Origin of the sequence: Halomonas alkaliantarctica, assembly GCF_029854215.1 — a bacterium.
Lineage (GTDB): Bacteria > Pseudomonadota > Gammaproteobacteria > Pseudomonadales > Halomonadaceae > Vreelandella > Vreelandella alkaliantarctica_A.
In genome coordinates this window covers 2,249,300-2,273,065 of the sequence record NZ_CP122961.1, presented here as the reverse complement: position 1 = coordinate 2,273,065, position 23,766 = coordinate 2,249,300, and the positions used below count along the sequence as shown (strand labels likewise).

The 23,766-nt window shown below is 54.2% G+C and carries 21 protein-coding genes and 1 rRNA gene; 8 read left to right on the top strand and 14 right to left on the bottom strand.

Annotated elements, in window-relative coordinates:
* Positions 1-21: 21 nt before the first annotated feature.
* Genes QEN58_RS10410 through queC form a run of 4 tightly spaced genes read right to left on the bottom strand, consistent with a single transcriptional unit; the run spans position 22 to position 2,502 of the window.
* Positions 22-279 carry a YkgJ family cysteine cluster protein gene (locus QEN58_RS10410; RefSeq protein ID WP_280103607.1) on the bottom strand — a complete coding sequence of 86 codons (258 nt, stop codon included), beginning with the start codon at positions 277-279 and terminating at the stop codon, positions 22-24.
* Entirely contained in the window at positions 276-1,133 is an 858-nt protein-coding gene (locus QEN58_RS10405) for a 6-pyruvoyl trahydropterin synthase family protein (protein ID WP_280103606.1), read from the bottom strand. Before QEN58_RS10405 ends, QEN58_RS10410 begins: the two co-directional genes overlap by 4 nt.
* Complete coding sequence (gene queE / locus QEN58_RS10400) at positions 1,133-1,789, bottom strand: 7-carboxy-7-deazaguanine synthase (RefSeq protein ID WP_280103605.1); 657 nt, start codon at positions 1,787-1,789, stop codon at positions 1,133-1,135. The genes QEN58_RS10405 and queE overlap by 1 nt, the downstream gene beginning before the upstream one ends.
* The gene (gene queC / locus QEN58_RS10395) at positions 1,789-2,502 is read right to left on the bottom strand and encodes a 7-cyano-7-deazaguanine synthase QueC (protein WP_280103604.1); all 714 of its coding nucleotides are present in this window, start codon (positions 2,500-2,502) and stop codon (positions 1,789-1,791) included. The genes queE and queC overlap by 1 nt, the downstream gene beginning before the upstream one ends.
* A gap of 221 nt (positions 2,503-2,723) precedes the next feature.
* On the opposite strand from queC, the gene QEN58_RS10390 reads away from it, so the two are divergent.
* Positions 2,724-3,140 carry an SRPBCC family protein gene (locus QEN58_RS10390; RefSeq protein WP_035557546.1) on the top strand — a complete coding sequence of 139 codons (417 nt, stop codon included), beginning with the start codon at positions 2,724-2,726 and terminating at the stop codon, positions 3,138-3,140.
* 39 nt (positions 3,141-3,179) lie between these two features.
* Here QEN58_RS10390 and QEN58_RS10385 read toward each other — a convergent pair whose 3' ends face one another.
* The 9 genes from QEN58_RS10385 to QEN58_RS10345 form a co-directional block, all read right to left on the bottom strand.
* Complete coding sequence (locus tag QEN58_RS10385) at positions 3,180-3,419, bottom strand: DUF2789 domain-containing protein (RefSeq protein ID WP_035557549.1); 240 nt, start codon at positions 3,417-3,419, stop codon at positions 3,180-3,182.
* An 87-nt stretch (positions 3,420-3,506) separates the two neighbouring features.
* The gene (locus QEN58_RS10380; protein ID WP_280103603.1) at positions 3,507-4,583 is read right to left on the bottom strand and encodes an asparaginase; all 1,077 of its coding nucleotides are present in this window, start codon (positions 4,581-4,583) and stop codon (positions 3,507-3,509) included.
* A 25-nt stretch (positions 4,584-4,608) separates the two neighbouring features.
* A complete protein-coding gene (locus tag QEN58_RS10375; protein WP_280103602.1) occupies positions 4,609-5,817 on the bottom strand; it encodes an MFS transporter in 1,209 nt (402 codons plus the stop codon).
* A gap of 8 nt (positions 5,818-5,825) precedes the next feature.
* Entirely contained in the window at positions 5,826-6,329 is a 504-nt protein-coding gene (locus QEN58_RS10370) for a hypothetical protein (protein WP_280103601.1), read from the bottom strand.
* 95 nt (positions 6,330-6,424) lie between these two features.
* Positions 6,425-7,681: a DEAD/DEAH box helicase gene (locus QEN58_RS10365; RefSeq protein WP_071693381.1), complete on the bottom strand. Its 1,257-nt coding sequence runs from the start codon at positions 7,679-7,681 to the stop codon at positions 6,425-6,427.
* Positions 7,682-7,961: 280 nt separating this feature from the next.
* Complete coding sequence (locus QEN58_RS10360; protein WP_280103600.1) at positions 7,962-8,459, bottom strand: hypothetical protein; 498 nt, start codon at positions 8,457-8,459, stop codon at positions 7,962-7,964.
* Positions 8,460-8,523: 64 nt separating this feature from the next.
* Entirely contained in the window at positions 8,524-9,147 is a 624-nt protein-coding gene (locus QEN58_RS10355; protein ID WP_280103599.1) for a PqiC family protein, read from the bottom strand.
* Positions 9,148-9,157: 10 nt separating this feature from the next.
* On the bottom strand, positions 9,158-10,840 hold the full coding sequence (gene pqiB / locus QEN58_RS10350) for an intermembrane transport protein PqiB (protein WP_280103598.1): 1,683 nt from the start codon (positions 10,838-10,840) through the stop codon (positions 9,158-9,160).
* A complete protein-coding gene (locus tag QEN58_RS10345; RefSeq protein ID WP_280106925.1) occupies positions 10,833-12,191 on the bottom strand; it encodes a PqiA/YebS family transporter subunit in 1,359 nt (452 codons plus the stop codon). The genes pqiB and QEN58_RS10345 overlap by 8 nt, the downstream gene beginning before the upstream one ends.
* A 362-nt stretch (positions 12,192-12,553) precedes the next feature.
* Here QEN58_RS10345 and QEN58_RS10340 point away from each other — a divergent pair, with 362 nt between their 5' ends.
* The 6 genes from QEN58_RS10340 (at position 12,554) to QEN58_RS10315 (ending at position 20,634) form a co-directional block, all read left to right on the top strand.
* Entirely contained in the window at positions 12,554-13,531 is a 978-nt protein-coding gene (locus QEN58_RS10340; protein ID WP_280103597.1) for a calcium/sodium antiporter, read from the top strand.
* A gap of 261 nt (positions 13,532-13,792) precedes the next feature.
* Positions 13,793-15,208: a cytochrome ubiquinol oxidase subunit I gene (locus QEN58_RS10335; protein ID WP_280103596.1), complete on the top strand. Its 1,416-nt coding sequence runs from the start codon at positions 13,793-13,795 to the stop codon at positions 15,206-15,208.
* Between the two features lie 2 nt (positions 15,209-15,210).
* On the top strand, positions 15,211-16,212 hold the full coding sequence (cydB, locus tag QEN58_RS10330; RefSeq protein WP_280103595.1) for a cytochrome d ubiquinol oxidase subunit II: 1,002 nt from the start codon (positions 15,211-15,213) through the stop codon (positions 16,210-16,212).
* Positions 16,213-16,215: 3 nt separating this feature from the next.
* Positions 16,216-17,889, top strand: coding sequence for a thiol reductant ABC exporter subunit CydD (gene cydD, locus QEN58_RS10325; RefSeq protein ID WP_280103594.1), 1,674 nt, complete (start codon positions 16,216-16,218; stop codon positions 17,887-17,889).
* Positions 17,886-19,592, top strand: coding sequence for a thiol reductant ABC exporter subunit CydC (gene cydC, locus QEN58_RS10320; protein WP_280103593.1), 1,707 nt, complete (start codon positions 17,886-17,888; stop codon positions 19,590-19,592). The genes cydD and cydC overlap by 4 nt, the downstream gene beginning before the upstream one ends.
* Before the next feature lie 49 nt (positions 19,593-19,641).
* Entirely contained in the window at positions 19,642-20,634 is a 993-nt protein-coding gene (locus tag QEN58_RS10315; RefSeq protein WP_280103592.1) for an adenosine deaminase, read from the top strand.
* A gap of 80 nt (positions 20,635-20,714) precedes the next feature.
* On the opposite strand, the gene QEN58_RS10310 is transcribed toward QEN58_RS10315, so the two are convergent.
* Positions 20,715-21,701 (bottom strand): cytochrome-c peroxidase, encoded by a 987-nt coding sequence (locus tag QEN58_RS10310; RefSeq protein ID WP_280103591.1) that lies wholly within the window; start codon positions 21,699-21,701, stop codon positions 20,715-20,717.
* A 462-nt stretch (positions 21,702-22,163) separates the two neighbouring features.
* Between QEN58_RS10310 and QEN58_RS10305 the strand changes: the two genes are divergently transcribed.
* Positions 22,164-23,696: ribosomal RNA gene (locus QEN58_RS10305) — 16S ribosomal RNA — on the top strand.
* Positions 23,697-23,766 lie beyond the last annotated feature (70 nt).

Here is a 23,766-nt window from a genome sequence, read left to right as displayed (position 1 = left end):
CAAGCAAAAGCAGGGCACTCTTTATCGAGTGTCCTGCTCCAGCCACGTCAAGGTGGCGAGCGCCTCTTCCCGGTGCTCACCGCACACACTAGCATCAAAGTGAAACCGCTCGCAGACCTTGGGCCGGCTCGGATCACCGAACAAACGGCACAGATTATCCTCGTCTAACTGAACGCAGCGGACGCCTGCAGGCTTGCCCTCTGGCATGCCGGGGATGGCTGAGCTGATTGAGGGCGCGATGCAGCAGGCGCCACACCCCGCCCGACACTCCTCACTCATAGCCCAGTACCGGGTATAGCGCTGGGTGGAAACGTGGCAATCGCGCCCTTGTTAATGCCCTCAAAGGCCTGAATGCGCGTGGTTACACCGCTTTGCGTGGCAACCTCTTTTGCCAGCCAGGCGGCGATATTTTCTACCGTGGTAGGGCCGGGGAGGATCGCGCATAGCGACTGTGGCAGCGTAATGGAGAAATCACCTTGAGCGGCCCGATAGCCGCAGATCAGAAAGTCGTTATCCCGTGAAGTGATATCCGCCTCTTCAAGCAGGTAACGATTATCCAACCATGCGGCCCACTGCTGTTCGAGCTTAGGTTGACGTACCTCTTTCTGAAAGATATGTAGCCTCGAACGGTGCCCGTGGGCGATACGCTGGCAGTTACCTAGGTGGCGCTTCAGGCCGTGCGTGTAGCCATAGGCAGCGCCTTCAATCACCTCGTCGTTAAGCGTTAGGGTGACCTTGTGGACATTGTTAGGGCGCTGTTCGGTGAGCTGCTGGCTTAAATACTCAGCGACCGTGTCAAGCTCAATGGTTTGCCAGGGCAGCAGGCTAAACGCCTCTTTGGGGCCGCGCACTTCCATCGGATAAGGCGTGGTGGTGCGCACACAGACACCTTCAGGGCACTCTGTAACAGTCACTCCAGGCGCCTGGGTGGGCACTAGAAGAGTATGATCCAAGCCGCTATCGAGTGTGCGCTTGATCCACGGCTTGACTTCACCAAAATCGAACAGCATGCCATCTTCGCCCAGCTCGCCATCCAGCACTGCGTCCACCTGCCAGCTACAGCCCACCAGGCCGCGCTGGGGGCACCAGAGGGAGACATCGATATGGGTCAGTTTGTTTACGAATAGGGACATTAATCAAAGCCTGCTAATTTGTGCATTTGTAGCGACAGACGCCACTGGGGGTTAGCCATACAGTAGGCGGTCGCTTCAGCAACGGTGGTCTTTTCCTGATTGAGAGGAACAAGATCCATCGGCTGTAGAAAGAAGTGGCGAAACCCAAGGTTGGAAAACTGCTCTGGGGGAGCGTCTGCCTGGGGGTAAACGAGCTTTAACTCGTCGCCTTGCGTAACGGCCAGCGGATTGCTGCCCTTAGGGCTTACGCATAACCAATCAATACCTGGGGGTGGGGTCAGCGTACCGTTGGTCTCAACGGCCACCTCAAACCCATGGCTGTGCAGCGTGGCAATCAGCGCCGCGTCGAGCTGCAGCAGCGGCTCACCGCCGGTAAACACCACATAGGGCGTCGCATGTTGCTTGGTGTCACCGCTTTGGCTGGGCCAGAGCGCTGCAATGTGCTCAGCAAGGGCGGTAGCAGTGGCAAACTTGCCGCCATTGATGCCGTTAGTGCCAATAAAGTCAGTATCGCAAAAAGTGCATTTAGCCGTCGCTCGATCAATCTCACGGCCTGACCACAGGTTGCAGCCGCTAAAACGACAGAAAACACTCGCTCTTCCTGCTTGGGCACCTTCCCCCTGTAGGGTGTAGAAGGCTTCTTTGACTTGATACATCAGCGTTGACCTACTGCGCTGTCTACGCTGTAAGCCAGTGGGTCGGTGACACCGTTGGCTGCAAAGGCGGCCAGTCGTTCGCTGCAACTGCCGCACACGCCACAGGCAAGTTCACGGCCTTCGTAGCAGGTCCAGGTATGACGGTAATCCAGCCCCATCGCGAGGCCTTCACGCAGGATGTCGGCTTTGCTTACAGTGAGGTAAGGGGCGTGGAGCTTTACTGGCTCGAAGTTGGCGATGCCCGCGACGTGATTCATCGCTTCGACGAACTCGGGGCGACAGTCGGGGTAGAGAACATGGTCGCCGCCATGGGCACCGTAGTCGACTCGCTCTGCGCCAATGTTGACTGCCTTGGCAATTGCCAGGGAGAGCAGGATCATATTGCGATTGGGTACGACGGTAGCGCGAAGATTATCCGCGTCGTAGTCGCCTTGGGGCATCGCTTGGTCAGGATCGGTGAGCGCCGAATTGTCGATCAAACCGTGTATAGCGCGAATATCGACCACTTGATGGGGCAGTCCCAGTGCAGCGCATACTTGGCGGGCAGTATTGAGTTCGCGGACATGCCGCTGGCCATAGTCGAACGAAAGTGCGTGTACCTTAAGACCTTCACGCAGCGCGCGGTGAAGCACGGTAAAAGAGTCCATTCCACCGGAATAGATAACGACGGTCGTGGTGGCTTTATCAGCCGCCACTGGGGATATTGATGACATGAGAAAACACTCTTTGTCGGAGAATTTATTAATCGCGAGCAGCGGTAGGCTGTCGCGGCGTTCCGGGGTCCGGTCCGGAAGGGCGGCAGTTTACGCAATAGCCGTTAATCTGACCAGTTCTAGCGTCTATCGATGTACCTGATTGAGGTAAAAAGTGCGTAGATGGGCAGCATTAATATCAACATGCTACGCTAACCATCCATGATGTTAGAGGCGAACCAATGGCAACGATTGAACATAGTGAAATCATTAATGCTCCGCCGGAACGCGTATTTGATCTATTGCGCCGCGTCGAAGATTTTGCCGATTACTCAGATCTAATCCGGTCAATAGAGACCTTGGGCGAAAATCGTTATCGCTGGCACGTACGCGCTGTGGGTATGGATTGGGCGTTTGATGTCATGGTTACCGAGATCCAACCGCCCAATGTGCTTGCCTGGGAGTCGCTGAATGGCGTCAAGAACCAGGGTCGCTATCGTCTTCGCGAAGTGCCAGAAGGGACCGAAGTGGCGTTGACGCTAAGCTACGAAATTCGCAACCGCTTAATGGAGAAAGCCGTTAACAAAGCGGCCAAGCCGCTAGTCAGCAAAGTCAGCCGTCAGATTCTTGAACGCGTTGAGGCACGTTTAAATCGATAGCGCCGCACTAGGCGGCGCGGTGTTGATCAAACCGAGGCGTTATTGAGTTTTATGCATCGAGGCATCAAGGTGATCGACGACCTCTGCCCAATCAGCATCTTCCTCTACCGCTTCTTTTAGAAATTCAGCCTGACCCTCGTTCCAGCAGGGGGCTTCAGCCAATGGCATCGTTTCCGGGAGCGGGGCGTTGCGTTGGATAAAGCGCTCGATTGAATCTGCGTCAGATGCCAGTCCCAACTGCTCGAATAGTTCGCTAAAATGGTGTACCGGTTTTTCCATAATCTGTTGCTCCTTCAAGCGGTTAAAAGACTCCCTATAACATAGCTGGATTATCAGCCTACGCCACTATTCAACCGCTTTGATTTGCTAGCGTTCACCGACTAGCGACGTCAAAAAGAGCTGTTGCTGGTCTTCTAATACGAGTGGCTGGGCCAGTAAGTGGGCCAGCTTGGTGAAAGCCGCCTCTGGCGTCATATCATCGCCTGCGAGCACACCTGCATCACTCAGCCCATGCCCAGCCGCGTAAGCACCCAGGTGAACACTGCCCTGTGGGCACTGGCTAATGGCGGCGAGCAGTTTGCCTTCCCCGCTGGCCCTGGCGAGAACGTCCAGCATACTGGGGTCTCCGGGGAGGTTGCCGGCGCCCCAGAGCTGAAGTAACGCCCCTTTAACCCGCGAATCACTCAACCAGGCGTCCAACTGCCAGGCAGATATGCCCGGCCAAAGAGCGATGCGAACAATCTCCCCTTGATTGACCAGTCGGTAGTCAGGGAGCTCGAAACGCGGCGCGCCACGCTGCTGCAGACCAAGCCCACGGCTGGGGTAATAAATAAAATCATCGCCTACCCGCTCGCCGAGCAGCGGATAGTTAGGGCAGGCGAAGGCGTTGGCTGCTTCACTATGCTGCTTGATGGCGCGGACGCCCCGCAGCAATTGCCCTGCAAAGTAAATAGCCACCTCTTGGAGCGCGGGCTTGGCAGCGAACTGCAGCGCGCCGTGCAGGTTGTCCAAGGCATCGCTGCCGTGCGATTCCAGCGGCAGCATCGAGCCTGTTACGACCACTGGGCGATCTAGCCCCTGGAGTTGATAGGCAAGGCTGGCAGCGGTCCAGCTAAGGGTGTCGGTGCCGTGAATAATCACGAAACCGGCGTAGGCCGTTAGCTGGTCGTTAATATCCCGGGCGAGCTGTTGCCAAGTGAGTGGGGTGGCCGCGCTGGAGTCAATCAGTTTCGCGTAACTGACGACCTTATAGGCTGGAAGGGATTGCTGTTGGGTAATGGGTAGCTGGCTAAGGGCCGTCGCCATTCGAGTGGCAAAGTCACCGCCAGGCGCGAGCCCGTCAGCATGCTGCTGCATACCGATAGTTCCGCCCGTATAGATGACTAAAATACGCTCTTGGGCGGGTAAATTGCTGGCTATAGGGGAGTGAGGGATCATCGCCATCTCCTGGGGCTTTGTACGAAACCTGCTAGGTGGGCGTTACACGCTGTATCAAAAGTTCGCCGCTCTGGTCATCCAATCGCTGATTGCGGCCCGCCAGTAGCGCAAAGCCACAGCAAACCGTGATCAGAATAAGCAACAGCCAAGCGATATGTGATGTGTTAGCACCTGTTTGCAGCATAACCCCCACACCAAAAGGCCCGAGGGCTGCCAGCGTATAACCACCACCCTGGACCAGCCCAGAAAGCTGACCGGCAAGGCGCGAGTTTGCCGTGCGTAAGACTAGCAGGCTTAGCGCCAGGCTAAAGCTGCCGCCTTGGCCGATACCCAGAAGTGCAGCGCCAGGCCATTGCCATACTAATGGTGCGATCAGTAGCATCCATAGACCAATGGCGGTGCTAAACAGCACCACTAATAACGCTGGGCGTTGATCACGCCCCATGCGTGCAAGCCATGGCGCGCCTAGTGCGGAGGCTAGCTGGGACATAATAGACACCGCCATGGTCCAGCCTGCATCGGCTTCGTTATAACCGCGCTCAACCAGTAGTGTGGGCAGCCAACCAAATACGATGTACGCCATGGACGACTGAATACCCATAAACAGCATGACGTACCAGGTAAGCGGCTGCTTAAGGAGTTGTAAAATACCGCCCTTGGGTGCTATGGGGGTGTTTGCCCGAGACGAGCGAGGCATTTTTAAGTGCCAAAGCACCAGTGCGAAGAGTGCTAGTAGTGACCAGCTCATCAAGCTTGCCTGCCAACTGCCGAGCAGTTGCGTTAACGGGACGCTAAGCCCGGCCCCTAAGGCGCCACCTAAGCAGAGCGCCAAGGTGTATAAGCCGGTGAGCAGATCGGCGCTGTCGGGAAGCTCTCGCTTAACCAGTGCCGGTAGCAGGGTGCCGCCAATGCCGATCGCACAGCCTGCCATCGCCGAACCGATAAAGAGAACGCCGGGAATCGGCAGTCCACGCAAAATCAGCCCAGCCGCCAGGAGTATCAGTGCCGCACTCAGCGCCCGTTCACTGCCTATGCGTTTCGCCAGTGTGGGGGCAAGTGGGGCCGAGAGGCCTAAAAACAGCACGGGTAGCGTAGTGAGTAGTCCTGCAGCGGTAGCGGAAAGCCCCGCGCTTTCTTGCAGGCGAGTAAGTAATGGGGCAACCGAAGACATGGCGGGGCGTAAATTAAGCCCCACCACGACCATCAGTAAAATAAACGTAGTTGAACGACGCGTTGCCATGCGGGTACTTATTTAAGGTGCGGGCGCAAGTCTCCGCGAACGGCATCGAGTAGCGTAATGAAGTGGTAATCCTGGGGAGTGTCCAGGCAGTCGACCCTGACGTTTGTGCGCATCCCTTTATCCATATTCAACTGGTCGAATATTTCTAAAGTAAGCTTGCGAGCAGGTTTATCGCCTGGCGCCATGATGCCATCTTCAAGGGTAAAGGTTTCAAGCAGGGTAACACGTACGCGAGTGCTATTGCCTTCACTTAGTACTCGGCGTACAAACAGCCAGCCTTCACAGGGGAGGGCGTGGTTGTCATCCCGCTGGCGCAAGAAAATCGTGCGATAGCAGGCGCCTTCAACCGAGGCCTTTTCAGCCATGCTGCGGTAGGCTTGAAGTACCTGATTAGCCGACGCACGGGCGTCCTCTAAACGCTGCACGATCCCTTGATGTTCGCGGCTAAGCTGCTCTTGACGTTGAAACGTCAGCCATTGGCGGTACTCGGCCATCAGTTGAGAAGACGCCATAATCACTCCATGAAAAGTTTTGGCTAAAATAGCTGCTGGAAAGAGCGGCTTGGAATATGCGAAGGCAATACCTTCGCATATTCCTGCAATCTGAGCTAGCGCCGCGCGCGACGTTTACGCTCGCCGCCGGTATTGGCACTCTGCCCTTCTGGTTTGCGTTTGGCGCGAGGCTGACGTTGATTGCGTCGACCATTCTCGATGGGCTCAGGTTTGATACTGGGGTCGGGCTCAAAGCCAGGTTCAATATGCTTGGGCAGCGTCTGTTTGATTAGTCGCTCAATATTGCCCAACAGAGCGTCTTCATCGACACACACTAGCGAGACGGCTTCACCATTGCTGCCAGCACGTCCGGTGCGACCAATGCGGTGGACATAATCCTCGGCTACGTTGGGTAGGTCGAAATTGACGACATGGGGCAGCTCATTAATGTCCAGACCGCGAGCAGCGATATCGGTGGCGACAAGTACCTGCAGGTCGCCACTCTTAAATGCCGTTAGCGCGCGGGTGCGAGCGCCCTGGCTTTTATTACCATGAATCGCCATGGAAGGGATGTCCTGCTTGGATAGCTGTTCTGCAAGACGGTTAGCGCCATGTTTGGTCCGCGTAAATACCAGCACTTGGAACCAGCCATTTTGCTGAATTAAGTGGGCCAGCAGTTCGCGCTTCTTCTCGCGGTCGACACGGTAGATAGCCTGTTCAATTTTCTCGGCAGTGGCATTCCGCGGCGCCACTTCAATCATCGCTGGGTTGTCCAGCAGCTGTTGTGCCAGGGTCTGGATCTCATTGGAGAATGTCGCCGAGAACAGCAGGTTTTGGCGCTTTTTAGGCACCAGGCGCAGCAAGCGCTTAATGTCGTGGATGAAGCCCATGTCCAGCATACGGTCAGCTTCATCAAGCACTAAAATCTCTACGCAGGAGAGATCCACATGCCCCTGCTGGTGAAGGTCCAGCAGGCGGCCTGGGGTGGCAACAAGCACATCCAAACCAGCTTTTAGTGCATCGATTTGAGGCTGTTGGCCAACGCCGCCAAAAATAATATGGGAGCGCAGCGCCAGATGTTGGCCATAGGTCGACACGCTTTCGCCTACTTGGGCGGCGAGTTCACGCGTAGGGGTTAACACAAGCGCACGTACCTGACGCTTTGCAGGTCGTTTGCCGGTGTTTAAACGTTGCAGCATTGGCAGCGTGAAACCAGCGGTTTTGCCAGTGCCGGTTTGGGCGCTGGCCAGCATGTCACGACCTTCTAGTACGACAGGGATGGCCTGTCGTTGTATCGGGGTAGGTTCGGTGTAACCTTGCGCTGTGACAGCGCGTAACAAATCGGCGTGCAGGCCAAGTTCAGAAAAGCTCATGCGTTCTCCGCAGTCACCTAGTGAGTTAGTACCGGTAAGTGGTTGTTATCACTAGATGTAAAGTTCAAAAAGCGAGGTTGATCTACCTTCGCGGCAGCGAAGTGTGCCAGATAATTCAGCGTGCCGCGATGGTCGTTGGTTAGCCGTGGATGACCGTGACAGGAGATGTGAAGGTTATAGCTCAAAGGTGCGCTATCATCTGATGTGCACGGACACACCAGAAAACTACGTGTCAGTAATAAGCCGAGTAGTGTAACACGGTTATAGAATGCCAGCTTGATTAGCTGTCTCGTGTCAGGGAAGAGTGCTGGGCATGTAGAGGAATCAGTCGAGCCATTGTCGCGGGCGGTAGTTCAAGCTGGGCAAGCGCCCCAGGCGTCAATGCAAAAAACTGTTCGGGGGTGAATACGCCCAGTTGGAATAACTGGCGCGCTGTTGCTGGCCCTAGCCCCTCTAGAGCAAGTAGCCGTCGAGCAAACAGTGAAATCAAACGGTTTTTCTGTTGATCATCGAGCTTGTCGGTCGTCGTTTGATAGTAGTCACCCGCGCGCAGGGTTATAAATTGCTCAATACGCTCAAGAGCAGCGAGCGTTGACGCATCGAGTGAGTGCATTGCTAACTGATCTAGCAGGGCATCGTGACTATGCAAAGCTGCTTCAAGGGTTGTCAGTGACGCTTTCCCTTCCAGCATCGTCGTGACTGTCTGCATCAGAGTATTCACTGAATCGCGCAGTTGCACGGCGGGTAATACAGCGGTGTTGTTCGATTCATTGGCCATGTGAACATCCCTGAGAAGGCTGAATTAAGCGTAGATCAGTGAGCTACGTTTAGAAAATCGTGAATTAATTAAAATAATGACCTTGGCGAATTTGTGTAGCAATAAGCCCGGCAGCTTGATCCCAGCTTTTGCTTAGTGCGCGTACCAGTGCCGGGTAGCCATCTTCTGCAAGGGTTGTTTCCGCATAGAAATTTTTCATCTCCAGCAGTTCACCGGTATCGTTAAGCAATTGCCATTGGCCGCTGGCCACGGCGACACCATCGAAGCGGCCTTGGAATTGATCAACGTTCAGGCGCAGGGTCAAGGCGTTGGCCTGTTCACCTTCCGCACGCATAACCCTAAGCGTTGGCAGTGCTTGCGCTAGGTTAGCTCGCAGTCTCCGTTCTAACTGTCTGCCTAACCCTTCTGCCCATTGATGTTCCCGAGCCGCGTTCAGCGTAATGTCGTCTAGCTGCATCACAATGCCGTCGACATCCAGGTAGTGGGCAAGCCTCGGGGAGTTCACCATAAGCGTGCCCTCTGGCTGGTTGGGGGTACTAGCCGATGGTCCGCTCGGCAGCATGTAGCGTGCGGGCGGGGAGACGCTGCTGGCGCAGGCAGAGACCAGCATGCAGATCAGTAGCAGGGTCAAGCATTTCACCCATGTCAGCATACTTTCACGTCTAAACATCTTCTTCCCTGTCAACATAGTAGGCTCCTTAATCATGTGGCGCGCGCGGAATGGGGTCTTGGGCATCCAGGTTATCGAACAGTAGTGCTCTGGGGTTGTCATTGAGCGTGCGAGTCAGGGGTTGCAGGTCACGCATCAAGCGATCCAGTCGTTCAATAGCTGTTGTAAGCTCTTGATAGGCTGGCGATGAAGGGGATAATCCCTGTAGCGTACTGCGCAGCTCATCCAGTGTCGCGTTAAGGTTGCCTCCAACGGCCTGGGTTTCAGGGTCATTGATCAACTGATTAAGAGAGGCACTGACGTCGCGAACCTCATTCAACATGCTTTCAGAAGCCTGCAGGTTACGATCCAGTCCGGTTAGTAGCGGTTCAACCTCAAGTGCATTTAACTTATCGAGTAAATCGGTCACCTGGGCCTGGATCTGGGCAAAGCCGCCAGGCACGGTGGGGAATACGTCGCGATCCGAAAAGCGCTCGGCAACATACTCATCGGCTAAGTCGCGCTGGAAATTTAGGTCGACAAATAGGGCGCCTGTTAGCAAGCTGCCGCTTTTTAGCGAGGCTCGCAGCCCCAAGCCGAACATGCGTTGGAACCGCGTCTCCCACTCTTCAAGGTCAATATCGCTATTTTCAATACCCAGGCGCTGAGGCTCAATCCGAATCAGTACGGGAATCGCAAAGCGTGCGCGAGAGTCGGGTTGCGGCGCGGTAAAGTTCCAGGGCACGGCAGCAACGGTACCGATTCGTACGCCGCGAAACTCTACCGGCGCTCCTTTGGAAAGTCCTCGAACCGTTTCATCTACCAGCAGTACATACTCTAAATAGCGATTAAAGGTGCCTTCCCTTGCGGCGTTTTCATCGGCATAGAGGGTAAAGTGTGTATTGGCTTCTACCGGTTGCCCCATAGGCAAGTCTTCGGGTACGCCGAAGCTAACACCGCCACCCAGTAGGGCCTCCAGTGACTCAACGTTCACGCGCACGCCGTCGGCGTCCAAACGGAAATCGATACCGCTAGAGGTCCAGAAACGGGTGCTATCGGTAACTAAATTGGTATACGGCTCTTCAATAAACACCTGGTGCTGCATGGTGCGAGAGCGAGGCTCAAAGCTATTCTCTTCGATACGTCCCACGGTATATCCCTGGTAAGAGACCGGATCGCCTACACGCAGTGAATTACCCAACTGGCTCGTCAAGCTAAGACGCAGTCCCGCTTGGCCGGCGGGCGCAACAGGAGGGATATCGCTAACGGGGAATTCTCGCCGTGGTGCTTCCTCGGTGCCTGGCTCAAGCTGAATATACGCGCCAGAGAGCACGGTGCCCAAACCACTGATACCTTCACGGCCAATGCGCGGTTTGACGACCCAAAAGCGGGCATCTTCGCGCAGCATGTCCTCTACTTCCGGCTGAATGCGGGCGGTCAGGACTGCATGGGAAAGGTCGTCAGACAATCGCACTCCCTGCACTCGGCCCACTTCTACATTGCGGCTACGAATCAGCGTGTTGCCCGCTTCGATACCCTCGGCATTATCCATGGTTAGCGTCACCAAGGTGCCGCGACTGGAGTAGTTGTCATAAACCAGCCATAAACCAATCGCAATAGCGACGATGGGCACCACCCAAATAGGCGAGAGCCTTGTCTGGCGTGACGTTTTGGCCTTATTAAGATCCTGATCGTTTGTTGAGTTGCTATTAGACGGTGTTTCATTAGCCATCAACAGATTCCTTGGTGGCCGCTTTACGGCGAAGAAGAGAGTGGCGAGGTGGAGGCGGGGTGTCCCAAATTAAGCGTGGATCAAATGTCATTGCTGCCAGCATGGTTAATACCACCACCGAGCCAAAAGCGAGTGCCGCCGGCCCCGGCGTAATTGACATCAAGGAACCTGCGCGAATCAGGGCCACTAATATGGCCACCACAAAAACATCGACCATTGACCAACGGCCAATAAATTCCGTTAAGCGATACAGACGAGTGCGGCTTTGGGCATTTAATACGCTGCTACGTCGAACCACTAAGCACAGCCAGATTAATGCCACCAATTTGCCGACCGGAACGATCACGCTGGCGATAAAGATAATCGCAGCGATTGGCCATGAGCCCATCTGGATCAGTTGAACAACGCCGCCAATAATGGTTGAAGGTGAGGAGCTGCCCAAGCTGGTGGTCGTCATAATGGGGTATACATTGGCAGGAATGTACATGATGGCCGATGCGCCGAGAAGTGCCCAGGTGCGCTGTAAGCTATGAGGCAGTCGCTGATGAAGCTTTTCATGGCAGCGAACACAGTGACCGCGACCCTGCGGCGATAGCCGGTTGATCAGCCCGCAAGTTGGGCAGCCCGTTAGACCTTGGTCGCCAGCAGGAAGCCCTGTTTGAGTGCCTTCGGGGGCCAGTGGTTCTCCCTCTAGTGAGAACCACATCCAATCGGCATCCAGGGATTGGGTCGTCATTAATAGTAGAAGTGCAAACGCACAGAATGCCCAAAAGGAAATGCCTATTTCAACGTCGGCCATCCCGGCTATCTTTATCAGGCTCACCAGAGCGCCGATAATAAAGACATCGGCCATCATCCATGGCGTTAAGTGCGCCAGTGACCGTGCGATATCACGACTATAGGGTAGGGGGCGATCGCGGAGTAGCCCAAACTGAAGCCAAAAGACGCCGAGTAGGTAGACCGCAGGGAGTACGACAATGGTCATAATGACGGCAATAGCGACCACCGGCTGGTGAAAGCCAATCAGTGCGGTAGCGGTCTGGGTCAGCTCAATGCGGTTACTTACTCCGCTGACCGTAAAGCTAATAAATGGAAACGACACCGCTACCATAAGGGCGATAAGTGAGGCGATGGCTAGGGCCATACTGCGCTGCGCTGGGTAGCGGTGGCGTTTAACTAAAACATGTGAGCAGCGCGGGCAGCTTGCTTTCTCGCCAGAGTTTAACGGTGGCAGCGCCGACACCCAGTCACATTCATGACAGGCACGCAAACGCCGTCGCTGAGTTCTAGCCTCAGGTGGCAAGCGGTCAACGAGGGGGGCGTTGACCGGTAATGTACGGCGTTTAATCAATTGTTGGGGTAGCAAAAACCAAAACTCTCAGTGCTAACACCTAGCAAAACTACTAGGATGTGGCGGATTAGGTTGCCAAATGCGCATTTTATAAGCCTATGTCGCTGAAAAAAATGTTCAAAAACGTAGGTTAGTTGCTTGACCAAAGCGTTAGTTTAGACAACGATGCTGCGGCGCAGTGACGAGCGGTTAAATTCGATCATAATGGCCGCATACTGTTCTGTCAGGTTAATTCCTCACTAAAGTATCTCAATAGGATGGTTAAGGTTGCTAGCCATAGTATCTTACTGCCTCTCCTATAAAGTGGTATTTAGATACAAATCTGCAAACAGTGCCAATAATTATGTCTTGAAGGAAATGGAATGCTACTTCCCACATTAGCGGTTGTATTTGGATTAATCCTCTTGGTTTGGAGTGCCGAGAAGTTTATCGACGGCGCTGCGGCAACATCGCGTTGGCTGGGCTTGTCACCACTGTTGATCGGGATGTTGGTTATCGGTTTTGGTACTTCGGCGCCAGAAATGATGGTGTCAGTGCTGGCGGCGATGGACGGGAATCCAGGTCTGGCAGTCGGTAACGCCTACGGATCAAATATTGCCAATATCGGTTTGATTCTCGGCTTGGTAGCGCTTATTGCCCCGCTGTCGGTGCATTCTAGCGTTATTCGTAAAGAGATGCCGATATTGATGCTGGTCATGCTGGCGACGGGCTTGATGCTACTGGACGGATTTGTCGCGCGCTGGGAGGCCGTGTGTCTTTTGCTGGCGTTGGCTGTTTTTATCGTTGTAAGTATAGCTCGCTCGCGCAATCAGCCCGAAGATGCGCTGGTAGCTGAAGTAGCGGAAACCTTGGATAGCAAACCGATGTCCCGGGGTAAAGCCATTATATGGACGCTAGTGGGTCTGGTGCTGCTAATCGGCAGCTCGCGTCTGCTGGTATGGGGAGCGGTTGAAATTGCGGTGCGCTTCGGTGTGAGCGATTTGATTATTGGTTTGACCGTGGTCGCCATTGGTACGTCACTGCCCGAACTTGCATCCTCTATTACGGCACTGCGTCGGAAAGAGCACGATATGGTGCTGGGCAACGTGGTCGGTTCCAACTTGTTTAATAGCTTGGCGGTGGTTGGGCTCGCAGGCGTGATTGCGCCCATTGATGCAGGTCGAGAGGTGCTGGTGCGCGATTGGAGCGTGATGACTGGCATGACGCTTCTCATGCTACTGTTTGCGTTTTCCTGGCGTGGCCGCCCAAGGCGCATTAATCGTTTGGAAGGGGGGGTTCTGCTGGCGCTATTTATCGCGTACACCGGCTATATGGTCAGTATCGTCATCATGTCTCGATAGTGCTTATCTCTTCATAGTGAGCGTCTATGGCAATCGGTGCGGCAATGCGACTCATCTTGGACATCTGGAAGTTATAGTACAATGATTGTCCAAGAGGGGCACTGGTGAATGTTTTCTGAAAGCGTAAAGAATGCAGATAAAGTAAAAAAGCGTAAAGAAATAAGCTTAGTGCTTATAACTAGAAGTGTCGTGCCATAAAGGCTCTACTAAGCTTGTTTTAACCCATCCATGGGATGCCGATTCAGGTCTTAGGAGAGTGAAATGGAACTTGATCCGCTCGTATTATCGCGATTGCAATTCGCATTCGTTGTGTCGTTTCACGCAATCTTCCCCGTGTTTACTATTGGCCTTGCGTCTTACATAGCGCTGCTTCATGGTCTGTTTTTTAAGACGAAGAACCCTGCGTGGGATCGCCTCTCGCTATTCTGGACAAAGGTGTTTGCCGTTGTATTTGGGATGGGGGTGGTGTCTGGCATCGTCATGTCATTCCAGTTTGGCACTAACTGGAGCAACTTTTCCCAGGCCTCTTCGAATTTCCTCGGCCCAATGCTCAGCTATGAAGTCGTCACCGCGTTTTTCTTAGAGGCAGCCTTCTTGGGCGTCCTGCTATTCGGCCGCGGTAAGGTGCCTCAAGGGGTTCATTTGTTTGCTGCCATTATGGTGGCGGTGGGTACCTTTATTTCTTCTTTCTGGATTCTATCCGCTAATAGCTGGTTGCATACCCCTGCGGGCGTAGAGTTAGTTGATTTCCGCTTCCACGTGACCTCTTGGAGCGAGGCGATCTTTAATCCGTCGTTTCCTTACCGCTTTATGCATATGGCTGTTGCCTCGTTTTTGACAGGGGGTTTTGTTGTCGCTGGGGTGAGCGCTTGGTTTCTGTTGCGTGATCGAGACCCGGACGCGAATCGCCGCGCGCTATCTATGTGTCTATGGCTGCTGCTTTTTTTGGCGCCGACTCAAGCAGTCATCGGCGATTTTCATGGCATAAACACCCTGGAGCACCAGCCGACTAAAGTGGCTGCCATGGAAGGGCACTGGGAAACCTCTGGCAATGTGCCGCTGCTGCTGTTTGCCATTCCTGATCAGGAAGCACAAACCAACCACTTTGAGCTGGCTATTCCGAACCTGGCCAGCATTATCTTGACTCACTCTATTGATGGGGAAGTGCCAGGGATTAGTGAAGCGGCGCCTGAAGAGCAGCCGCCAGTGCTGATCGTCTTCTGGGGCTTCCGAGTTATGGTAGGGATTGGTCTGCTAATGATTGCGGTGGCGCTGACGGGACTGGTATTGCGCCGCAAAGGGCGTATCTATGACAAGCGGCTATTCTTAAAAGGCCTGACGGCAATGATTCCCATGCCCTTTGTTGCTGTTCTGGCGGGCTGGATCGTTACAGAGTCAGGTCGTTCCCCGTGGCTGGTTTACGGCATGATGACCCATGCCGAGGGGTTAACACCCTCGCTCACTGGCCCTATGGCCCTGTTTACGCTGATTGGCTATGCATTGGTTTACGGTGTGGTGTTTTACGCGGGCATTTATTACCTCACGCGAGTGGTTCGCAACGGCATGCTACCGGAAGAGGAGCGCGATACCACCGACGAGAACTTCAAACGCCCAATGCGGCCTATGTCGGCGGCACATACACCTTTTGACGATGACGTTGACCCGGTGAGGAGCTAGACATGGAAATGTTTGATCTAACGTTAGTTTGGGCCTTCATCATCGGTTTCGGCATCATGATGTATGTGCTGATGGACGGATTTGATTTGGGGTTGGGCATTCTCTACCCCTTTGCTCCCGATGAGGATGCCCGGGATGTGATGATGAATTCGGTGGCGCCAATATGGGATGGCAACGAAACATGGCTGGTGCTAGGTGGCGCTGGTTTGCTGGGCGCTTTCCCGCTGGTTTATTCAGTGTTCTTGCCCGCTCTTTACATCGGCGTCTTCTTAATGCTGGCAGGCTTGATCTTCCGCGGCGTGGCCTTTGAGTTTCGCTTTAAATCCCGCCGTAACCGCCGCTGGTGGAACCGCGCTTTCTGCTGGGGGTCGGCGGTTGCCGCCTTTGCACAAGGTGCCGTGGTAGGGGCCTATATCCAGGGCTTTCCGGTTGAGAATTTCGCCTATGTGGGCGGTGCCTTTGACTGGCTAACGCCGTTCTCAGTGCTGACGGGGCTTGGCCTGATGGCAGGCTACGCGCTGCTAGGGGCGACGTGGCTAATCCTCAAATCAGAGGGCCATGTGCAGGATTGGGCCTATAAAATCACTCCGCTGTTGCTGGCGCTGGTGCTGTTTGTTTTCGCCGTGATTAGCCTCTGGACGCCGTTTGTTAATCCTAGGGTGTGGGAGCGCTGGTTCGGCAATATTCAACTAATTTGGGTTTTTCCATTTGCTGCCTTGGCCTGTGCTTTTGTGGTCTTCCGTTCGGTACAGAAACGTCGTGAAGGGGTGCCTTTCCTGGCCACTATCGGCATTTATGTCTTCACCTATCTAGGCCTGATTGTAAGTAAATGGCCGGTGATCGTACCGCCGGATTATACCCTTTGGGATGCTGCTTCCTCGCCGGAGTCACAGCTGTTCCTGCTAGTAGGTATGGTGTTCGTTATCCCGATTATATTGACCTATACCGCCTGGACCTATTGGGTATTCCGCGGCAAAGTGCGTGTAGGCGAGGGATACCACTGATTCATGGTAACTGAAGAAGCGCTTTCTCTTACGCCGCGCAGTTGGTTGCAAACGTTGGCTAAGGGAGAGCGCAAACGCCTGCTAGGTTCAGCGCTTTGCGGCGTACTGGCAGGTAGTCAAACGATTGTTGTGGTGGTTGGTCTGGCTTGGCTTATTGATCAGCTCGTAGTGCACGGTCGACCACCCAGCGCTCTATTACCGATATTCTCCCTGCTCGTGGCCTGTGTGCTATTACGCGCTGCCTTTCAGTGGGGGCATGAAACGTTAAGCCTGGAAGCAGGCCTGCGAATTCGACAGCGTGCCAGAGCTCAGATGTTGGATAAACTGTCGGTCTTAGGCCCGGTTTGGCTTACCAGTCAGCACAGCGGCTCTCTGGCCAATCAGGCGGTTGAGCACATAGAGGCGCTGGAAGGCTATTTCGCGCGTTTTTACCCCCAGCTGCGAATTACGCTCTGCTTGCCGCTATTGATACTGGCGGTGGCGGGTTGGCTGGATTATCTGGTGGCGCTTTTCCTACTGCTTTCTGCACCGCTTATTCCGCTGTTTATGGCACTGGTTGGCATGGGCGCGGAACGCCTTAATCGCGATCAGTTTGTTGCGGTATCGCGATTGTCTGCGCATTTTATTGATCGAGTGCGTGGCATGACGACCTTGCAGTTATTCGGTCGAACGTCAGCTGCCCAGCAGGATGTGTGGTATGCCACCGACGGCTATCGGCGTCTTAGCATGCGTACTCTTCGCTTGGCCTTTCTCTCATCGGCAGTGCTGGAGTTTTTCTCCTCGGTCGCGATTGCGGTTGTGGCCATGTATGTCGGTTTCGGCCTGCTTGGCTACATCGAGTACGGGCCGTCAACATCGTTGACGCTTTTTTCGGGCCTAGCGGTGTTGCTGCTCGCGCCTGAATTTTTTCAGCCCTTACGTACGCTTTCCCAGCACTACCATGATCGCGCGGCGGCACTAGGTGCCGCCGAAAGCGTGGTGAATATCCTCAATCAGCCAAGCTTGATGAGCGAACAACGTTATCTGACTCCGCTGTCGGCTAGCTCAGCTATTGAATTAACAGCTGCTTGCGTTGCTTACCCTAGCCGCGGCCAAGTGATTGGTCCTATCGATCTCACGGTTCTACATGGTGAAGTAGTGGCGCTCAGCGGTACTTCCGGAAGCGGGAAGTCTACGCTGCTGGCATTGCTTGCGGGTTTCATCGCTCCAAGCGCCGGCGAGTACCGTCGACAAGCAGAGAGCCACTTTGCCTGGCTGGATCAGCAGCCCTGCCTTCTGCATGGCAGCTTGATTGATAACCTACGCTTGGCGGCCCCTGCGGCTACCCGCGAAGAAATGCTCGCCGCACTGCAGCGCGCTGGTTTCGGGCCGCTGTTAACACAGCTTCCCGAGGGGCTGGATACGTTAATCGGCGAGCGAGGAGTGGGGTTGTCGGGTGGCCAAGCCCAGCGGCTGGCCCTCGCACGCGTGTACCTTAGCAATGCACCGCTGGTGCTGTTAGATGAGCCGACGGCAAGTTTAGACCAAGAGACAGAGCAGTTCGTTATGGCCGCTTTGCTTGAGCTCGCTCAAGAGGGACGCACCCTGGTCATAGCGACCCACCATCCGACCGTGATCGCCGTCGCTCATCGGCATCTGGCTTTTGAGCAGGGCGAATTGGTAGAGGTGGCCTCATGATGGCTATTTACCGCGAATTTCGTCCTTGGCTGCTGCTTCTAGTGCGGCGGCGAAAACGCTTTTTAGTGGGCGCTTTGCTGGTGTGGGTCACTCTGATGGCAGGGCTTGCGCTGCTGGGGTTGTCGGGTTGGTTTATTACCGCCAGTGCTCTGACCGGTATCGCCCTGGCCCTGGGTATTCCCGCGCGCCTTGATGTTTATGTCCCGGGTGGCGGCATTCGTTTCTTCGCCCTGGCGCGCACTATAGCGCGCTATCTTGAGCGTCTGTATAACCATAATACGGTGTTAACGCTGCTAGCCGACTTGCGTTATCGGGTATTTGGCTATTTAACCCGCCTTGACGAGACTCGCTTGCACGGTGAGCGTGCCAGCGACTGGCTGAGCCGGTTAACGGCGGATATCGACACCCTGGATAATTTTTACCTGCGGCTCTTAGTGCCACCGTTAGTGGCGCTGCTTGGCGTGGTGGCTGTATCGCTTTTTGTGGCCATTTGGTTGCCCGGGGTCGCCGTACTGATGGCGCTGACGCTGGGCTTGCTCTGGTTAGTGGCCACCCTGTTAGCCGCTGCCTGGGGATTTACGCAAAGCTATCAGCAGGTGGTGGACCAACAGTCGCTGCGCCGCCTAGTGGTTGATCAGGTGCAGGCCTCGGCTGAGTTGATGAGCTATCAAACGAGCCAGTGGCATCGGACGATGATCGCGACTCAAGAGCAGCAAGCGTTCAACAATCAGCGCCGCTTGGGGCGTAAGGCAGCGTTAATAAACTGCCTGGTGAGTGTCATCAGCGGATTAATGGTAGTGGCAGTCGTGTGGTTCGCTAGTCTGGTATTTAGCCAGCAGTTGGTACCGGGCCCTATTTTGGTGATGGCAGCACTGATAGCGCTGGGAGCGAATGAGGCGTTTATTGCACTACCCGCTAGCTTTATTAAGCTGGGCGCTAGCTATGCAGCGGTGCGTCGGTTAAATGCATTAACCGGCGACTCATCGCCAGCTGCCGCCGCCGTTACGCTGCCTGAAGACGTTGGTCTATCCATCCAGGTTAATCAGCTCTCTCTGCGCTATGCACAAACATTAGAGCCTGCGCTAAGGTGTATTGATCTCCAATTACCTGCTGGAAAGCGAGCGGTGATTACCGGCAGCTCTGGCGCCGGAAAATCGTCTTTAGCCAGTGTGTTGATGGGGCGGTTAATAGCGACTCAAGGTGAGGCGATGGTGGGCGGAGTTAAAGCGTGTCTGCTTTCGGCCGAAAACCGTGCTAATCATTTTGCCATGCTCACTCAGCAGGTGGATCTGTTTGATGCCTCTATTGCTGAAAACCTGCGTATAGCCAACCCCACCGCAAGCGATCACAAGCTCTGGGAGGTATTAAGGGCTGTGGCCTTGGATGGCTGGATTGAGCAACTACCGAAAGGTCTAGCCACAGCGGTGGGCGAAAAAGGCCAGCAGCTATCGGGTGGCCAAGGCCGGCGTCTGGCATTAGCACGGCTAATGCTCTCTAGCCCTCAAGTGGTGATTCTTGACGAGCCATTTGCAGGCGTTGATGTGGCGACGGCAAACCACATCGCAGCGGCCCTGGATAAATGGCTGAGGAATCGAACGGTTATATTCTTTGTTCATCAAGTTAGTTCGCTGAATCCATTGCCTGGGGTCGAGTACCACTGGCATCTAGATGCCGGTAAACTTAGCCAATGTCCGCTTAACTAATCGATAATGAGCAATATTGATTCATTGATAAGACCGCTAGGAGCCCTCCATGCATGAATTTTTACGCAACCTTCCTAAAGTAGAGCTCCATTTGCACATCGAAGGCTCGCTGGAGCCAGAGTTAATGTTTGCGCTAGCCCAGCGTAATGGGATTGAACTGCCCTACAAGACAGTTCAGGAAGCCAAAGATGCTTATCACTTCAACGATCTGCAGGGGTTCCTGAATCTCTATTTTCAGGGCATGAGCGTGCTACGTAATGAGGAAGATTTTTACGATCTGGCGATGGATTATTTCAAGCGCGCGCGGGATGAGGGCGTTGTGCATATCGACATGCACTTTGATCCTCAGGCGCATCTACAGCGTGGCGTGCCGCTGGAAGTGGTAATGGCTGGACTATTAAAAGCCAAGCAGGAGGCAGAGGGTAACCTCGACCTCTCTATCGGCTTGATTATGGCTTTTCTACGTGACCGTCCCGCAGATGAAGCATTGCACGTACTCGAACAAGCCGCTCCCTATTGGAAAATGCTGGATGCTATCGGTCTGGATAGTGCTGAACAGAATAATCCGCCGGTAAAATTTGCAGAGGTGTTTAAGCGCGCCAAGCAGCTTGGGCTTGTGCGCGTAGCTCATGCGGGGGAGGAAGGCCCCGCAGAGTATATTAAAGAAGCCCTGGATGTACTTGATGTTCAGCGCATTGATCATGGGGTGCGCTGTTTAGAAAATGATGAAGTAGTTGAGCGCTTGCGCAGTGAGCAGGTTGTTCTAACGGTTTGCCCGCTCTCAAACGTCAGCTTAAAGGTAGTCCAGGATCTGCGTGATCATCCGCTGCCCAAACTTTTGTCTGAAGGGCTCAAAGTAACCATTAGCTCGGATGACCCCGCCTATTTTGGTGGCGGTTTGTTGACTAATCACATTGCTTGCGCCGATGCGTTTGGTTGGGACGAAGCGGTATTTCGTCAGCTAACCCTCAATGCAATTGAAGAAGCTTTTGCGACCCCGCAGCGCCGCGAAGAGCTGCTGGCTCGTTTGGCGGCTGTATAGCATCAAACCGCCTGGTCGCACTGACCAGGCGGTTGTTCGCGTTGAGGCGATAGTTTTAAGTGTCGGATTAGAGCGATAGTTTAGGGTAGTGCAGGTACGTCAAAATCAGGCATTTCACCGGTTAGTGCGGTGAGAAACGCGGTAATATCACTAATGGTGTCATCATCAAACTCTCGTCCGAGCATTTCTTTGCCCATTATAGCGACCGCTTCTTCCAGTGTTTCAGTCGCACCGTTATTCATATACGGATAGGTCACCGCCACATTGCGCAGTGTGGGCGTTCTGAAACGGTACTTGTCGCTCTCTTCTTCAGTCACGACGTAACGACCCAAATCGGTTGAGCCTGGTACCTGAATCGCATGGAATTGGCTATCGGTTAAAGTAGGCCCGCGGTGGCATGCAATACAACCGTTATCTACAAAGGCCACCATGCCGTCTTTGGCTTGTTGGTTAATTGCCTCTAAATCACCGTGTAGGTAACGATCAAAAGGTGAGTTGGGTGTATTGAGCGTACGTTGGAAAGCGGCCAGCGCGTGGGCCAAATTATCATCGGTGATAGGTTCTTCTTGATCAGGATAGGCGGCGCTGAATTTTTCCTGATAGAGCTCGAATCCCACCAGCCGCTCCAATGCCATTTCCAGATCCATCGCCATTTCCACAGGTGCTTCAATAGGGCCTAGTGCTTGGCCTTCTAAATCAGGTTCTCGGCCATCCCAAAATTGTGATCCTAAAAAGCCACTGTTCAACACGGTGGGTGTATTACGTTCACCGACCTGCCCGTCGTGGCCAACAGCGCGGGGAATTCGGTCGGCCCAGCCTAGCGCTGGATTGTGACAGGTGGCACAGCTGATAACGCCACTCGACGAGATGCGTGGTTCAAAGAACAGCATGTTGCCGAGCTCTACCTTCTCTTCTGTTAATGAGTTGTCCGCAGGGATTGGTGGAAGGTAAGGCAGTGCCTCGAAGCGTTGGCGGTAATTTTCCAAGCCATCGTCAGCCATGGCTAAGCTTGCAGCAAGAAAGCTGCTGGTCGCCAGTGCGGATAGTAAGGTGGTTTTTATGGTCATGTTTTATCTCCCTCGCTTTTATAATCGGCGTTTTGGGCTTCGTGCGAAGAGTCACAACGTCCACTATCTGTAAGCTTATGGGAGAGAGGGATAGCCGTTTTGACCCAGGTCATATCTTGCGTTGCTTTATGGCGCGTGCAGGGTGAGTCCTAATCTTTAACGACTTTTAGTAATAAATGTTCAAATCGCTGTTGACCCTAGCGGTGGATCGGGTAGTATACGCACACGTCAACGGGGCACGGCCTCATCGACTAGCTCTTTAACAATTTGATCAGGTAATTCATGTGGGCGCTTGCTGACGTTGGTGACAAATCACCCAATATCAAGGCAAGCGACTCAAGCAATAAGGTTGTAAAGGATTCGTCCTTTGGGATCTGTTTTGAATGAATTCGTTTGAACCTTGAGCCAAGTTTGGTTCGCTTCTGTCGCTTTCGGGTGGCAGGTAAGAACCGCGTAGATCTTAAACTGAAGAGTTTGATCATGGCTCAGATTGAACGCTGGCGGCAGGCCTAACACATGCAAGTCGAGCGGTAACAGATCTAGCTTGCTAGATGCTGACGAGCGGCGGACGGGTGAGTAATGCATAGGAATCTGCCCGGTAGTGGGGGATAACCTGGGGAAACCCAGGCTAATACCGCATACGTCCTACGGGAGAAAGGGGGCTTTGGCTCCCGCTATTGGATGAGCCTATGTCGGATTAGCTAGTTGGTGAGGTAAAGGCTCACCAAGGCAACGATCCGTAGCTGGTCTGAGAGGATGATCAGCCACATCGGGACTGAGACACGGCCCGAACTCCTACGGGAGGCAGCAGTGGGGAATATTGGACAATGGGGGCAACCCTGATCCAGCCATGCCGCGTGTGTGAAGAAGGCCCTCGGGTTGTAAAGCACTTTCAGCGAGGAAGAACGCCTGGTGGTTAATACCCGCCAGGAAAGACATCACTCGCAGAAGAAGCACCGGCTAACTCCGTGCCAGCAGCCGCGGTAATACGGAGGGTGCAAGCGTTAATCGGAATTACTGGGCGTAAAGCGCGCGTAGGTGGCTTGATAAGCCGGTTGTGAAAGCCCCGGGCTCAACCTGGGAACGGCATCCGGAACTGTCAGGCTAGAGTGCAGGAGAGGAAGGTAGAATTCCCGGTGTAGCGGTGAAATGCGTAGAGATCGGGAGGAATACCAGTGGCGAAGGCGGCCTTCTGGACTGACACTGACACTGAGGTGCGAAAGCGTGGGTAGCAAACAGGATTAGATACCCTGGTAGTCCACGCCGTAAACGATGTCGACCAGCCGTTGGGTGCCTAGAGCACTTTGTGGCGAAGTTAACGCGATAAGTCGACCGCCTGGGGAGTACGGCCGCAAGGTTAAAACTCAAATGAATTGACGGGGGCCCGCACAAGCGGTGGAGCATGTGGTTTAATTCGATGCAACGCGAAGAACCTTACCTACCCTTGACATCTACAGAAGCCGGAAGAGATTCTGGTGTGCCTTCGGGAACTGTAAGACAGGTGCTGCATGGCTGTCGTCAGCTCGTGTTGTGAAATGTTGGGTTAAGTCCCGTAACGAGCGCAACCCTTGTCCTTATTTGCCAGCGAGTAATGTCGGGAACTCTAAGGAGACTGCCGGTGACAAACCGGAGGAAGGTGGGGACGACGTCAAGTCATCATGGCCCTTACGGGTAGGGCTACACACGTGCTACAATGGCCGGTACAAAGGGCTGCGAGCTCGCGAGAGTCAGCGAATCCCTTAAAGCCGGTCTCAGTCCGGATCGGAGTCTGCAACTCGACTCCGTGAAGTCGGAATCGCTAGTAATCGTGAATCAGAATGTCACGGTGAATACGTTCCCGGGCCTTGTACACACCGCCCGTCACACCATGGGAGTGGACTGCACCAGAAGTGGTTAGCCTAACGCAAGAGGGCGATCACCACGGTGTGGTTCATGACTGGGGTGAAGTCGTAACAAGGTAGCCGTAGGGGAACCTGCGGCTGGATCACCTCCTTAAACGATGCGTCACGCGTTAGTAAGCGTCCACAATGAATTACCTGATCAGATATAGAGCAAACGGTAAAGG